Genomic DNA, 14,560 nt, shown 5'->3' on the forward strand with positions numbered 1-14,560 from the left:
CGCCGGCGGTCGCCAGTCGCCGGCGCCGTCCCTCAGTCGCCGTCGCGGTCGCCGTCGCCGTCGCCGTCGGCATCCGAAACGGTCCGGGTGAAGCCGGTGTTCACCGCCAGCAGGCCGCCGTCGACCCGGAGCGTCGTGCCCGTGATCCAGGCGGCGTCGGTGGACGCCAGGAAGGCGACCGCGGCGGCGATGTCGTCCGGGGTGCCGACACGGCCCAGCGGGTAGACGCCGGCGAGGGCGTCGAGGTGGCGTTCGCGGCCGGACCAGCCTGGGGTGCGGACCGTGCCCGGGTTGATCTGGTTGACGCGTACCCCGCGGGGGCCCGCGTCACCGGCGAGGGTGCGGGTGAGGGAGGCGAGGCCCGCTTTGGCCGCGCTGTAGGCGTGGTTGCCGAAGTCCTGCTCGGCGTTGACGGAGCCGATGTTGACGATCGCACCACGGCCTTTGGCGTTCGCCAGGTACGGGAGGGCGGCGCGGGCACACCGGAAGGCACCGGTGAGGACGATGTCGAGGTCCCGCTGCCAGGTGTCGTCGGGCTGGTCCTCGAACAACGGGGCGTCGAGGGCGCAGGCGTAGGCGTTGTTGACGAGGACGTCGAGGCCGCCGAACTCCTCGACGGCGCACGCCACGGCCGCCTCGACGGCGGCCCGGTCGGCGACGTCGCAGGGGAACGACACGGCGCGCGGGATGGTCCGTGCGGTCGCGGCGGCCCGTTCTCCGTCGAGATCGGTGACCAGGACACGGGCTCCTTCGGAGGCGAGTCTGCGGGCGATCGCCTCGCCGATCCCCTGTCCCGCTCCGGTGATCAGTACGCCGTACCCCTCGAAACGCTGCATCCGCCGATCATGTCGCCGCGCGGACCGCCCTGACCAGAGCCTGGGCGCGCGGGTCCGCCGTGACCCCCTTGCGCATGCCGTTGGTGACGTACCCGAGGGCGATGCCCGATTCCGGGTCGGCGAGGCCCAGCGAGCCGCCGCGGCCCGGGTGGCCGAAGGAGCCGGGGCCGAGCAGCGGGGAGGCCGGTCCGTGGAGCATGTAGCCGAGGCCGAAGCGGGTGCCGACGACGAGGACCCGGTCGGGGCCCGCCGACTCCTCGGTGCGGGCGAGGGTGAGGGTGGCGGGGGCGAACAGACGGTGGCCGTCGACCTCGCCGATCGTCGCCGCGTAGAAGCGGGCCAGCGCCCGGGCGGTGGAGATGCCGTTGGAGGCGGGAAGTTCGGCCGCGCGGTAGAGCGGGTCGTTCTCGTCCGGCAGCGGGTGGATCGCGCCGAAGGCGCGCCGGGTGAGGGAGTCCGGGTCGCGGTAGGCCTCGGCCACGGACCTCTTGGGCCGCAGTTTCAGTCCCCCGCCGGCCGCCGTGGGCGGTTCCTCGACCGGGCCGATCCGGCCGATGCGGTGGGCCTCTTCGGCGGGTGCGCCGATCCAGAGGTCCAGGCCGAGCGGCCGGGCCAGCTCCTCGGCCGTCCAGCGGCCGATGGTGCGCCCGGTGACCCGGCGTACGAGTTCCGACAGCAGCCAGCTGTAGGTCTGGGCGTGGTAGCCGTGGTCGGTGCCGGGCTCCCAGGCGGGGGCCTGTGCGGCGACGGCCCGGGCGCCGGACGTGCCGTCGGCGGCCTCCTCCACGGTGAGCGGCCGCTCCAGCGCCGGCACCCCGGCCCGGTGCGAGAGCAGATGCCGTACGAGGGCCCGCTCCTTGCCGGCTCCCTTGAACTCCGGCCAGTACGTGCCGACGGGCGCGTCCAGGTCCAGCTGTCCGCGCTGGTGCAGCAGCAGCGGAACGGCGGCGGCGACGCCCTTGGTCGCCGAGCGCACGACCTGTGCGGTGTCCACGGCCCACGGCTCGGTGCCGTCGACGTCCCGCACGCCGCCCCAGAGGTCGACGACCTTCACTCCGTCCCGGTAGACGGCGACGGCCGCACCGCGCTCCCCCCGTGCCTCGAAGTTGCGTATGAACGCCTCGCGGACCGGCTCGAAGCCTTCCGCGACCGTGCCCTGGACGTCCACGTCCACCGCTCCCTGCTGTTCCGACCTGCCGGTCACTCCATGGTGCAACGTGGCGGAGCGGACCCCGATTCCGGGTCGGTCACGGACGCGGCTCGGCTCGGTCAGGCGCCCGTCGCCACGGCACGCGGGTCGAAGCCGAAGGGCAGCTCCAGCCGGTGCGCGCTCATCAGCGCGGGATCGGCCAGCAGGTCCTGGGTGCGGCCGTCGGCCGCGATCACGCCCTCGCTGAGGATCGCCGCACGGGGGCACAGCTCCAGCGCGTACGGCAGGTCGTGCGTGACCATCAGCACGGTGACGTCCAACGAGCGCAGGATGTCGGCGAGTTCACGGCGCGAGGCCGGGTCGAGATTCGACGAGGGCTCGTCGAGGACGAGGATCTCCGGCTCCATCGCGAGGACGGTCGCGACCGCGACCCGGCGGCGCTGGCCGAAGGAGAGGTGGTGCGGCGGCCGCTCGAGGTACTCCGCCATGCCGACCTGGTCGAGCGCCCCGCGCACCCGCTTCTCCAGCTCCGCGCCGCGCATCCCGGCCGCGGCCGGACCGAAGGCGACGTCCTCCCGCACCGTCGGCATGAACAGCTGGTCGTCCGGGTCCTGGAAAACGATGCCGACCTTTCGCCGGATCTCGGCCATGTGCTGCTTGCCGACGGGCAGACCCGCGACGGTGACCGTGCCGGCACCGCCGGTGAGGATGCCGTTGAGGTGGAGGACCAGGGTGGTCTTGCCCGCGCCGTTGGGGCCCAGCAGAGCGACCCGTTCGCCCCGGGCGACGGTCAGGTCGACGCCGAAGAGGGCCTGGTGGCCGTCGGGGTAGGCGTACGCGAGCCCGCGCACGTCGAGGGACGGCGGGGCGGCGGCCGCGGGGTGCGAGGTCATAGGGTCCAGCCAAGCAGACAGACGGCGAGCGCCGAGAACGGGAGCGCGGCGGCGTACGCCCACTGCGCGCGGGACGCGGTCACCTCGTCGATCACCGGCATGGTGCCGGCGAAACCGCGGCTGACCATGGCCAGGTGCACCCGCTCACCGCGCTCGTAGGAGCGGATGAACAGCGCGCCGGCGGACTTGGCGAGCACCCCCCAGTGGCGCACTCCGCGCGCCTCGAAGCCGCGCGAGCGGCGGGCGATGGACATCCGCCGCATCTCGTCGGTGATCACATCGCCGTAGCGGATCATGAAGGAGGCGATCTGCACCATGAGCGGCGGCAGCCGCAGCCGCTGCAGTCCGAGGAGCAGCGAGCGCAGCTCGGTCGTCGAGGCGAGCAGTACGGAGGTGGCGACCCCGAGCGTCCCCTTGGCGAGGATGTTCCAGGCGCCCCACAGCCCCGGCACGGAGAGGGAGATCCCGAGCCACTCGGTTCGCTCGCCGGGCACCACGAAGGGCATGAGCAGCGCGAACGCGACGAACGGGATCTCGATCAGCAGCCGGCGCAGCAGGAAGCCCGCCGGGACGCGGGCCAGCGCGGCGACCGCGCCCAGCAGCACCGCGTACAGGCCGAAGGCCCAGACCGCCTCGCGCGGAGTGGAGACCACGACGAGGACGAAGCACAGGGCCGCGGCGATCTTGCAGTGCGGAGGCAGCTGATGGACCGGCGAGTGTCCGTGCCGGTAGAGCTTGTGGGCGTGGCCCGTACTCATCCGCCGGTCCTCGTGCTCATCGTCCGGTCCTCGTGCTCATCGTCCGGTCCCTATACGCATCCGCATACGCATCCGCTGGTCCTCGGGCTCGTCCTGTGAGCCTTGGCCCTCATCCTCTCCGAGCCCCGGATCCACCTGCCGGCCGGCCCTGCGGCTCGTCCGCTCAGCCGCTGACGGTCTCCTTGGTCTGCACGCCCTCGCTGCGGCGGCGACGCACCACGAGGAAGACTCCGGTGCCCACCAGCGCCGTGGCGCCGACGCCGATCACCCCGGCCAGACCGCCGGAGAGGCGGGCGTTCTCGATGTCCGCGACGCCGTAGTCGGCGAGGGGCGAATCGGCGGCCGCGTGGTCCTCGACCTTCTTGTCGATGCCCTTGTCGGCGGCGACCTTCTCCAGTCCGTCCGGGTTGGCGGAGGCGTAGAAGGAGACGAATCCGGCGAGTACGAGGGAGGTCACGAGGCCGGCGATCCAGACCGGGCGCGGGGAGGCGGCCGGGGCCGGGGCGTCGTCGGGCCGTGCGTCCACGAGTTCACCGCCGACGCGCAGCTTGAGCGGCGTGGACAGCCCGCGCGCGCCGTACACGAGGTCCGGGCGTACGGCGAGGACGGCGCCGACCGTCGCCATCGTGATCAGGGCCTCGCCGATGCCGATCAGGAGGTGGACACCGACCATCGCGCTGAGGACCGTGCCGATCGGCACGTCGGTCGTGCCGCCGATCGCGTAGATCAGGGTGAAGGCGGCGGCCGCGGCCGGTACGGACACGAGCGCCGCGACGAACGAGGCCACCGTGATCGACCTGCGCTTCTTCGGCAGCACCCGCACCAGCGCGCGGAACAGGCCGTACGCGACGACGACCGTGACCACGCCCATGACCGTGATGTTGACGCCGAGCGCGGTCAGTCCGCCGTCCGCGAAGAGGATGCCCTGGAGCAGCAGCACGACGGAGACACACAGCACTCCCGTGTACGGCCCGACGAGTATCGCCGCGAGTGCGCCGCCGAGGAGATGGCCGCTGGTACCGGCCGCGACCGGGAAGTTGAGCATCTGCACGGCGAAGATGAACGCGGCGACGAGGCCGGCGAGCGGCGCCGTCCGCTCGTTCAGCTCGCGCTGTGCGCCACGCAGACTGACGGCGACCGCGCCGGCGGCGACCACGCCCGCCGCGGCGGAGACGGGTACATCGATGAATCCGTCGGGCACATGCATGGCAGGCTCCGCTTCCGGGACGGGCCGCTCGGGCCCGGCTGGTCAACCGTCCGATAATGCGCCCTGTTGCGAACCTGTTGCAAGAGCGTACGGCCGACAAATGCAAGCGACACGCCCAGGCCTTACGGCGAGAAATATGCGACATTGGAGTGCAAAGAGCCTCAATGGTGAGGAACCAGCAATGTCTCAAGCCGTCGAGAGTCCCTCTGTCGAGAGTGCCTCTGCCGAAGAGCATGCTGTCGAAGAGCATGCGAAAGCCCGGATAGTCAACGACGCCCCTCACTACCGCTCCGTGCCCGTGGCCCTCCGCTACGAGCCCGACAAGGATCCCGATACCGTCCACTTCCGCTTCCCCAGCGGGACCGAGTGGGCCTTCCCCCGCGAGCTGCTGGAGACCGGACTGCGGGCCCCGGCCCGCAGCGGCGATGTCACGGTCTGGCCGTGCGGCCGCGCCCAGGTGGTCGTCGAGCTCCACTCCCCGGACGGCGTGGCGGTGATCCAGTTCGACACCCGGCCCCTCGTGCGTTTCCTGCGCCGCACCTACGCGGAGGTGACCGCGCCCGCCACGGCTGCGTGACGGACACGGCCACCCGGGGGCCCGCGGCGATCAGACGCGGGCCAGCTCGCGCTCCTCGTCGGCGTCGTCGGCGTCGGCGCCCGAGGCGTCCAGCTCGCGCAGCCGCTCGCCCTCCACGTCGACGCTGGGCAGGACGCGGTCCAGCGTGCGCGGCAGCCACCAGGCCCGGTGCCCCAGCAGCGCGAGCACCGCCGGCACGATCGCCATCCGCACGACGAAGGCGTCGAAGAAGACGGCTATCGCGAGACCGAAGCCGATCATCTTCACCATCTGCTCGCCGGAGCCGATGAAGCCCGCGAAGACCGCGATCATGATCACGGCGGCGGCGGTGACCACCCTGGCGCCGTGCCGGAAGCCGGTCACGATCGCCTGGCCCGGCCGCTCGCCGTGGACGTACGCCTCACGCATCCGCGTGACCAGGAAGACCTCGTAGTCCATGGCGAGCCCGAAGACCACACCCACCATGAAGATCGGCATCATCGACATGATCGGGCCGGTCTGCTCGACGCCGAAGAGGGAGCCCAGCCAGCCCCACTGGAAGACCGCGACCACCGCGCCGAGGGCGGCGACCACCGAGAGCAGGAAGCCGAGCGCCGCCTTCAGGGGAACGAGGACGGACCGGAACACCACCATCAGCAGCAGGAACGCGAGGCCGACGACGAGCGCGAGGTACGGCAGCAGCGCGTCGTTCATCCGCTGCGAGAAGTCGATGTTCATCGCGGTGGCGCCGGTGACATGGACGTTCTCGCCGCTGGTGTCCCGGATGCTGTGGACGAGCGCCTCGGTCTCCGTGGAGCTGGGCCGGTCCTCGGGGATCACGGTGATCGTCGCCGTGTCACCGGCCTTGTTGTACGTGGCCGGGGTGACGGCCGCGACCCCGTCGAGCTTCCGGATGTCCTCGGCGGTGCCGTCCGCGGTGGCCTTGTCACCGTCGACCACGATGAGCAGCGGGCCGTTGAACCCGGGCCCGAAGCCGTCGGAGAGCAGGTCGTACGCCTTGCGCTGGGTGGTGCTGGTGGGCTGGGAGCCGTCGTCCGGCAGTCCCATCTCCAGCGACGTGGCGGGGATGGCGACGACGCCGAGGCCGACGACTCCGGCGAGCAGCACGGCGACCGGGCGGCGCAGCACGAACCGGGCCCAGCGGGTGCCCATGTTGGGCTTGTCGCCGTCGGCGGGCCCTGCCTCCCCTGCCTTCCCCGCCTTCTCACGGGACGCGGCACGGGCCTTGCGGCCCAGCACCCTCCTGCCGGCGAAGCCGAGCAGCGCCGGGATCAGGGTGAGCGCGATGAGGACGGCGATCGCGACCGTACCGGCGGCCGCGAAGCCCATCTTGCTGAGCATCGGGATGTTGACGACGGCGAGACCGACGAGGGCGATGACGACGGTCAGCCCGGCGAAGACGACGGCGGAACCGGCGGTGCCGGTGGCCCTTCCGGCGGCCTCCTCGTGGTCCCGGCCCTCGGCCAGCTCGGCGCGGTAGCGGGAGACGATGAAGAGCGCGTAGTCGATGCCGACGGCGAGGCCGATCATCGTCGCGAGCGTGGCCGTCGTGGAGCCCAGGTCGAGGACGCTCGCGAGGGCCGTGATGGTGGAGACGCCGATCCCGACGCCGATGACGGCGGTGAGCAGCGGCAGCCCGGCGGCGATCAGCGAGCCGAAGGTGATGACGAGGACGACCGCGGCGATGGCGACGCCGATGATCTCCGAGGCACCGGTCTCGGGCGCGGCCTGCAGCGCGTCACCGCCGATCTCGACGGTCAGCCCGGCATCCTTCGCCCCCTGGCCGGCGTCGGTGAGCGCCTCCCGGTCCTTCTCGGTCAGCTCCATGCCGCTGACCTTGTACGAGACCTGGGTGTAGGCGATGGCGCCGTCCCGGCTGACCGACTTGGCCTGGTACGGGTCGACGACCGAAGCGACCTGGTCCGACCCGGACTTGAGCTCGGCGACGACCTTCCTGACCTCTGCCTTGTGGGCCGGGTCGGTCATCTTCTGACCGTCGGGCGCCTTGAAGACGACCCGCGCGGTGGCGCCGTCGGCGCTCGCGCCCGGGAAGCGCTCTTCGAGGAGGTCGAAGGCCTTCTGGGCCTCCGTACCCGGAATGGAGAAGGAGCTGGAGGTGGCGGTGGGCGCGGAGGCCGCGCCGACGCCGGCGAGTGCGAGCAGCGCCACCCACAACAGGGCGACGAGCCGGCGGCGCCTGAAGGCGAACCGCCCGAGTTTGTACAGGAACGTGGCCACGAGTTGGGACTCCCGGTCAGGTCGTTGGGACGAAAAGGGCAGGCATGACCAGCCCGACGACGTGAGCGGTGCGCGTCAGGTGGGACTTCGGCCGTGATTTCCGGTGGGTTCTCCGGGGAACGCCGCCGACGGGGAGATCCGCGGTGTTCGGACGTAAAGACGTAGAGACGTAGAGACATAGAGACGTCCGGACGCAGAGACGTTCAGACGTTCAGATGCTCAGGCGTTCGGACGTCCGGTCATCGTGCTCCCAGCGCCGGGAGCACGACGGCGTCGATGTAGTCGTGCAGGAAGCCCTGACTCATGGGCTGGTCCTTGATCAGCGGGTGGGCCACGAAGGCGCCGACCAGCATGTGCGACAGATACTTCAGCGCCGGGTTGTCCGCCGCGATCTCGCCGCGGTCGACCGCCCGCTGCAGCATCCCGTCGAGGCCGGTGATCTCCGGCTCGATGAACAGTTCGCGCAGGGCCTGGAGCAGATCGTCGTTCTCGTGGACCGCCCGGGCGAGCCCCCGCATCAGCGCGGTGTCCCGCTCCATCTGGCAGTCGTCGGATTGCGACACCATCTCGTGGAAGTCGCCGGCCAGGCTTCCGGTGTCGATCAGCGACACGTCCACCGGCTTGCTGTTCCGCAGCGACATCGCCACCAGCTCCGGCTTGCTCCCCCACTGGCGGTAGAGGGTGGCCTTGCTGGAGCGGGTGCGGGCGGCGACGGCGTCCATGGTGAGGGCGTCGTAGCCGACCTCGCGCAACAGGTCGAGCACGGCTTCGTACAGCTCGGCCTCGCGCTCCGGCGTGAGTCTGCTCCGTGCCATGACCGACCGACCTTCCGAACGAAACGGTTTCGTACAGTACGAAGATACCCCCCGCTTCAGCGAAACGAAACCGTTTCGTACGTGTCCTGGGCCACAGCGCTTCCGGCCCGCGCGCAGACGTCCGGCGCGCGGAAGTCCCGCCCGCGGAAGACCCGTTTACAGAAGTCCCGTCCCACAAGTTGCCGGGCCCTGCGTGCGCGGAAAGCATTGGAAGGTGAGTGACGACGTCGCGTATCTCCGCTTTCCGCATCTGCACGACGACTTGCTGTGCTTCGCGGCCGAGGACGATCTCTGGATCGCGCCCCTCGTGCCCGAAGGCCACCGCCCCGGCCGCGCCTGGCGGGTCACCGTGGACAGGACCCGGGTCGGGCACCCCCGCTTCTCACCGGACGGGCGCCACATCGCGTACACGACCTGGCGCAGCCTCGACCCCGAGATCCATCTGGCGCCGGTGGACGGCGGCCCCGGGCGACGGCTCAGCTACTGGGGCTCGACCGACACCCGGGTCTGCGGCTGGGACCCGGACGGCAACATCCTCGCCGTCTCCTCGCACGGCCAGCCGTTCTCGTACTTCTCCTGGGCCTACAAGGTGCCCACCGACGGCGACCCCGGCAAACGCCTCCCCTGGGGCCCTGTCTCCGACATCGCGGTCGTCGATGCCGCCGGCTGCCACCGCACGCTCCTGCTCACCGGCAAGCCGCCGCACGAGCCGGCCGCGTGGAAGCGGTACCGGGGCGGGGCGATGGGGCGGCTGTATCTGCACGGGGAGCGGCTGCTCCCGGACATCGAGGGTCATCTGGACTGCCCGATGTTCGTGGCCGGACGCATCGCGTTCCTCTCGGACCACGAGGGTGTGGGCAATCTCTACTCCTGTCTGCCCGACGGCACGGACCTGCGCCGGCACACCGACCACGACGCCTTCTACGCCCGGCACGCCTCCAGCGACGGGAACCGGATCGTCTACCAGTGCGCCGGCGAGCTGTGGATGGTCGACGATCTGGCGCCCGACGCGGAACCGCGGAAACTGGACGTGCGCCTCGGCGGCCAGCGCGCCGGCCGGCGTCCCTACCAGGTCCCCGCCTCCAACCACGTCGACGGACTCTCCGTCGACACGACGGGCCGGGCCAGTGCCGTCTCCGTACGCGGCAGCCTGTACTGGCTCACCCACCGCGACGGCCCGGCGCGGACCATCGCCGACACCCCGGGCGTCCGGGTGCGGCAGCCGGTGATGCTCGGCAGCGGCGGCGGACAGGTCGCGTACGTCACGGACGCGGACGGCGAGGACGCGATCGAGATCGCCTACCTCCCGCGGGCGAGCGGCGAACGCGAGCCCCGACGGCTGGCCGCCGGGCAGCTCGGACGCGTGCGGGAGATGGTGTCCGACCCGGCCGGGGAGCGTCTGGCGATCGCCTCGCACGACGGCCGGCTGCTGCTCATCACGGTGACCGAGGAGGAGCCGGAGGCGACGACGGGCGCGGCCGAGCCCGGAGCGGTTGAACAGCCGGCGGACGAGCCAGGGACCGCGCAGAGGCCGGAGGACGAGCCCGGGACACCGGGAGCGGACGAGTCCGGGACCGCGCAGGGGCCGGAGGACGAGCCCGGAGCCGGAGGCGGCGCCGCCGGCGCCGGGAACGGGCCCGGTGGCGCGGCCGAGGAGAGCCCCGACCGGGACGCGGGCAGCGTAGGCGTGGTCACGGAACTCGTCCGGTCCGACAACGGCCCGGTGCGCGATCTCGCGTTCTCGCCCCGCGGGAACTGGCTGACCTGGTCGCATCCCGGCATCGGCCGCACCCTGCGGCAGATCAAGATGGTACGGATCGACGGCGCGGGCCCGCGCACCGTCGTCGACGTCACCAACGGCCGCTTCGAGGACGAGAGTCCCGTCTTCACCCGCGACGGCCGCTACCTCGCCTTCCTGTCGTGGCGCGGCTTCGACCCCGTGTACGACGTGCACACCGGCGACCTGTCCTTCCCGCTCGGCTGCCGCCCCTATCTCGTACCGCTGTCGTCCGCGACGCCCTCGCCGTTCGCGCTGCTGCCGGACGGGCGCCCGGCGGCCGGCGGGCTCGATCCCGCCGAGGCCGACATGGGGGAGGGCGCCGCGATGGTGGAGGTGGAGGTAGAGGGCTTGGAGAGCCGGGTCACTCCGTTCCCGGTGTCCGCGTCCAAGTACTCCTCGCTGCACCCGGTCAGCGGCGGCGGCCTCGTCTGGCTGCGCTGGCCGATCTCGGGCGCGCTCGGCGAGACGTTCGCCAACCCGGCCGACCCCTCGCACCGGCCGACCCTGGAGTACTTCGACATCCCCAAGGCCCGCAGGACCGAACTCGTCCCGCATCTGGACGGGTTCGCGGTCAGCGGCGACGGCTCACGACTGGTGGTCGTCGACGACGGCGAGCTGCGCGCGATGCCCGCGACCGAACCCGGCGACAGCGACTCGACCGTCTATCTCGATCTGCGCCGCATCCTGCACGAGGTGGATCCGCCCGCGGAGTGGCGTGGCGCCTTCGAGGAGGCGGGCCGCCTCATCCGCGCCTACTTCTGGGACCCGGGGATGTCCGGCATCGACTGGGACGCCGTCCTGGACCAGTACCGGCCACTGGTCGAACGGGTCGCCTCCCCCGACGAGTTCGCGGATCTGCTCCGTGAGGTGCTGGGCGAACTGGGCACCTCGCACGCCTACGTCACTCCCGCCCGCCGCAACGAGGGACCGCCCCACTACCAGCGGGCGATGGGCCTGCTCGGCGCCAACCTGGCGTGCCGGGACGAGGGCTGGGTCGTCAGGCGGATCCTGCCCGGCGACTCCTCGGACTCCAAGGCCCGTTCCCCCCTCGCCGGTACGGGCATCCGCGAGGGCGCCGTGCTGACCCATGTGGACGGGCGGCCGGTGGACCGGATCGCCGGCCCGTATCCGCTGCTGTCGGCGGCCGGCGGAACGACCGTCGAGCTGACCTTCCGGCCGGCCGAGGGCGAGGGACCGGCACGCCGGGTCGCGATCGTGCCGCTGATCGACGAACGCCCGCTGCGCTACCAGGACTGGGTCGCCAAACGCCGGGCCGTCGTACGGGAGGTGAGCGGCGGCAAGTGCGGCTACCTGCACATCCCGGACATGGGCGGCTCCGGCTGGGCCCAGTTCAACCGCGATCTGCGGATGGAGGTGTCCCGCCCGGCGCTGATCGTGGACGTACGCGGCAATGCGGGCGGTCACATCAGCGAGCTGGTCGTCGAGAAGCTGACCCGCACCATATTGGGCTGGGACCTGACGCGCGACGCGCAGCCCGTCTCGTACGCGTCGAACGCGCCCCGCGGACCCGTCGTCGCGCTCGCCGACGAGGCGACCTCCTCGGACGGCGACATGATCACGGCGGCGTTCCGGCTGCTGGGCCTCGGCCCCGTGGTGGGACAGCGCACCTGGGGCGGGGTGGTCGGGATGACCGGCCGCCACCGGCTCGCGGACGGCACGGTGATCACGGTGCCGATGAACGCGGCCTGGTTCGACGTGTACGGCTGGTCGGTCGAGAACCACGGCGTGGAGCCGGACATCTTCGCCGAACGGCCGCCGCTCCACTGGGCCGAGGGCAAGCGCACCGACCTCGACACGGCGGTGCAGGTCGCGCTCGACCGGCTGGAGCAGCATCCGGCGGCGACACCTCCCGGGTACGAGAACGTCCCGGACCGGCGCCGCCCCAAACTGCCGCCGCGCGGCTGACCGTTGGACACACCGACCTGGACGGACCGCTGGACTCACCGACCTGGACGGACCGGATGAACCGGACGGACCTGGACGCGGTGAAGGGGCGCACCCCGTGCACTGGGTGCGCCCCTTCCGCGTTTCAGAGCCGCTGACGTCAGGCGTCGTGGTCCTGGTCGAAGCGGCGCTGGGCCTCCTGCGGGGACCGGCGGGGCTCGTCGTGCATCTCACGCTGCTGCCGGCCGCGCTGCTGCACACGCTCCTGCTGCGGGCGCTCGTGCTGCGGGCGCTCCTGCTTCCCGCGCTCCTGCGGGGGGCGCTCCTGCGGCCGCTCCTGCGGGGAACGCTGCGCGGCCTCGCGCTTGGCGTTGCCCGGCTTCTGCTTCGCCTGCTCCTTGAGCTGCTCCGCCTTGTCCTTGAACTGCTCCTGGATACCCATCTGGTTCACTCCTGGAAGGGTGTGGGAGGTTCGGGGGCCGTTGCCGGCCCCCGGGGCCTCGACCAGCCTGGCATGCAGGAACATCCCTCGCATTTCGATCAGTGACGCTCCGTGCGCTCCTGCTCGTCGGCGGCACCTCCGGCACCCACCAGCCCCTTGCGCACCCCGGACAGGCGCGGTTCGAAGTGCCGCATCTCCCGCTGTCCCACGAGCCCGATGAGCGACGGCAGATAACCGCGCACCGACTGCATCCCGCGCAGCCACCACTGCGCGTACACATGCGCCGAGCGCCGCTCGATGCCCTCGACGATCCGGTCGACGGCCGGACCGAGCGGGTACGTACGGTTCGAGGGCCACGGCAGCCGCTGCCGCAACTCCCGCATGACCTCGTCCTGGTCGGCACCGCGCACCATGTCCGTGTCGGTCCAGGACAGATAACCGACGCCGACCCGCACGCCCTTGTGGCCGACCTCCGCGCGCAGACTGTGCGCGAAGGCCTCCACACCGGACTTGGAGGCGCAGTACGCCGTCATCATCGGCGCCGGGGTGATCGCGGCGAGCGACGCGATCTGCAGGAAGTAGCCACGCGACTCCATCAGCACCGGGAGGAAGGCGCGGCAGGTGACCGCGCCGCCGATGAGGTTGACCTCGATGACCCGGCGCCACGCCTCGGGATCGGAGTCGGCGAACGGCCCGCCGGAGGCCACGCCCGCGTTGGCGACGACGATGTCGACCTTGCCGAAGCGCTCCTTGACCTCCTGGGCCACGCGCGTCATCGCCTCGTGATCGGTGACGTCGGCGTGCCAGTGCTCGCACTCGGTGTGCAGCCGGCCCGCGACGGCCTTGAGTTCGTCCGGCTCGAGACCGACGAGCGCGATCTTCGCGCCGCGCGCCGACAGCTTGCGGGCGAGCAGCTCACCGACACCCCGCGCCGCGCCCGTGACGACGGCGACCTGTCCTTCGAGGCGGACCCTGGTCATGCGTTCTCCTCCTGCTTCGCGTGGTCCTGCTTCGCGTGGCCCTGCTCGGCCCGGTCCCGCTCCGGCCGGGTGTCCGGCTTCAGGTGGGCGTCCACGAGCTTCCTGATCTCGGCGGTGACCGCCTCCGGCGCCTCCACCGGCGTCATGTGCCCCATGCCGGCGAGTTCGACGAGCCCCACGCACTCGGGCAGCTCGGCGGCGAGCGCCCGCGCGTGGACGATCGGCGTGAGCCGGTCCGCGGTGCCCGCGATCACGGCCGTGGGCAGCCTCATCTCCCGTACGCCCGCGGCCAGATCGAGTTCGGCGAGGACCCGCGCCCAGGCCACCCGGGTCGGCCGCGGGCAGGCGTGCACGATACGGGCGCACTCGGCGATCCGCTCCGGCGCCGCGCCCGGCCCCATCGTCCCGTACCGGAGGATCCGCTTGGAGATCGGCGTGACCGGCCCGAGCGGCGCCCGCGAGCCGAGGATGGACCGGGTGATCCGGGTCCGAACCCGCCCCGGCCTCATCGGCACCACCAGCGACTCGGCGACGAGCTGCGAACTGCCCGTGCTGCACAGCAGCGCGGCCGCGGCGTGCTCGGCGAACCCCGGCCGGGCGGCGGCGGCCATCAGCGTCATCCCGCCCATGGAGTGCCCGGCGAGCACGGCCTTCTCGCCCGGCTCCAGCGCAGCGGCGAGCACCGCCTCAAGGTCGTCGGCGAGCGCGCCGGTGCTGTGGCCCGTCTTCGCCACGGCGGGGGTGCGCCCGTGCCCGCGCTGGTCGTAGGCGATGACCCGGTGATCGGTGGACAGGTCCCGTATCTGGGCCGCCCAGAAGTGGGTGGAGCAGGTCCAGCCGTGGGCGAGGACGACGGCGGGGGCGCCCTCGGGGCCGTGCAGCTCCACGTGGAGGCGGGAGCCGTCGGCCGAGACGGCGGTCAGTTCGCGGGTGGCGACGGGCGGGGCGGGGGCCGCTGCCGCGGACCGCTTCATGAGCC

General features: G+C 72.1%; 12 protein-coding genes. 2 read left to right on the top strand and 10 right to left on the bottom strand.

Going from position 1 to position 14,560, the window contains the following annotated elements:
- Nucleotides 1–32: 32 nt before the first annotated feature.
- From ACIQMR_RS21265 to ACIQMR_RS21285, 5 genes are all read right to left on the bottom strand, one after another.
- Nucleotides 33–836 carry an SDR family NAD(P)-dependent oxidoreductase gene (locus ACIQMR_RS21265; protein ID WP_401389358.1) on the bottom strand — a complete coding sequence of 268 codons (804 nt, stop codon included), beginning with the start codon at nt 834–836 and terminating at the stop codon, nt 33–35.
- Nucleotides 837–843: 7 nt separating this feature from the next.
- Entirely contained in the window at nt 844–2,004 is a 1,161-nt protein-coding gene (locus ACIQMR_RS21270; RefSeq protein WP_401389599.1) for a serine hydrolase domain-containing protein, read from the bottom strand.
- Nucleotides 2,005–2,105: 101 nt separating this feature from the next.
- On the bottom strand, nt 2,106–2,879 hold the full coding sequence (locus ACIQMR_RS21275; protein ID WP_266378880.1) for an energy-coupling factor ABC transporter ATP-binding protein: 774 nt from the start codon (nt 2,877–2,879) through the stop codon (nt 2,106–2,108).
- Nucleotides 2,876–3,637 carry a cobalt ECF transporter T component CbiQ gene (cbiQ, locus tag ACIQMR_RS21280; protein WP_401389362.1) on the bottom strand — a complete coding sequence of 254 codons (762 nt, stop codon included), beginning with the start codon at nt 3,635–3,637 and terminating at the stop codon, nt 2,876–2,878. The genes ACIQMR_RS21275 and cbiQ overlap by 4 nt, the downstream gene beginning before the upstream one ends.
- 163 nt (nt 3,638–3,800) lie before the next feature.
- A complete protein-coding gene (locus ACIQMR_RS21285) occupies nt 3,801–4,844 on the bottom strand; it encodes an energy-coupling factor ABC transporter permease (protein ID WP_401389365.1) in 1,044 nt (347 codons plus the stop codon).
- Between the two features lie 292 nt (nt 4,845–5,136).
- Here ACIQMR_RS21285 and ACIQMR_RS21290 point away from each other — a divergent pair, with 292 nt between their 5' ends.
- The gene (locus tag ACIQMR_RS21290) at nt 5,137–5,421 is read left to right on the top strand and encodes an SsgA family sporulation/cell division regulator (protein WP_401389368.1); all 285 of its coding nucleotides are present in this window, start codon (nt 5,137–5,139) and stop codon (nt 5,419–5,421) included.
- Between the two features lie 30 nt (nt 5,422–5,451).
- Here the strand turns inward: ACIQMR_RS21290 and ACIQMR_RS21295 are convergent, their stop codons facing one another.
- Both ACIQMR_RS21295 and ACIQMR_RS21300 read right to left on the bottom strand, forming a co-directional pair.
- The gene (locus ACIQMR_RS21295) at nt 5,452–7,659 is read right to left on the bottom strand and encodes an MMPL family transporter (protein WP_401389371.1); all 2,208 of its coding nucleotides are present in this window, start codon (nt 7,657–7,659) and stop codon (nt 5,452–5,454) included.
- Between the two features lie 239 nt (nt 7,660–7,898).
- On the bottom strand, nt 7,899–8,474 hold the full coding sequence (locus tag ACIQMR_RS21300; protein ID WP_401389374.1) for a TetR/AcrR family transcriptional regulator: 576 nt from the start codon (nt 8,472–8,474) through the stop codon (nt 7,899–7,901).
- Nucleotides 8,475–8,688: 214 nt separating this feature from the next.
- Between ACIQMR_RS21300 and ACIQMR_RS21305 the strand changes: the two genes are divergently transcribed.
- Nucleotides 8,689–12,180, top strand: a complete 3,492-nt coding sequence (locus ACIQMR_RS21305; RefSeq protein WP_401389377.1) for a S41 family peptidase — start codon at nt 8,689–8,691, stop codon at nt 12,178–12,180.
- Nucleotides 12,181–12,319: 139 nt separating this feature from the next.
- Here ACIQMR_RS21305 and ACIQMR_RS21310 read toward each other — a convergent pair whose 3' ends face one another.
- The 3 genes from ACIQMR_RS21310 to ACIQMR_RS21320 form a co-directional block, all read right to left on the bottom strand.
- Complete coding sequence (locus ACIQMR_RS21310; protein WP_401389380.1) at nt 12,320–12,601, bottom strand: hypothetical protein; 282 nt, start codon at nt 12,599–12,601, stop codon at nt 12,320–12,322.
- A 98-nt stretch (nt 12,602–12,699) separates the two neighbouring features.
- Nucleotides 12,700–13,581 carry an SDR family oxidoreductase gene (locus tag ACIQMR_RS21315; RefSeq protein WP_401389383.1) on the bottom strand — a complete coding sequence of 294 codons (882 nt, stop codon included), beginning with the start codon at nt 13,579–13,581 and terminating at the stop codon, nt 12,700–12,702.
- A complete protein-coding gene (locus tag ACIQMR_RS21320; RefSeq protein ID WP_401389601.1) occupies nt 13,578–14,555 on the bottom strand; it encodes an alpha/beta fold hydrolase in 978 nt (325 codons plus the stop codon). The genes ACIQMR_RS21315 and ACIQMR_RS21320 overlap by 4 nt, the downstream gene beginning before the upstream one ends.
- Nucleotides 14,556–14,560 lie beyond the last annotated feature (5 nt).

Origin of the sequence: Streptomyces sp. NPDC091376 (genome assembly GCF_044757085.1) — a bacterium.
Taxonomy (GTDB): Bacteria; Actinomycetota; Actinomycetes; order Streptomycetales; family Streptomycetaceae; genus Streptomyces; species Streptomyces pratisoli.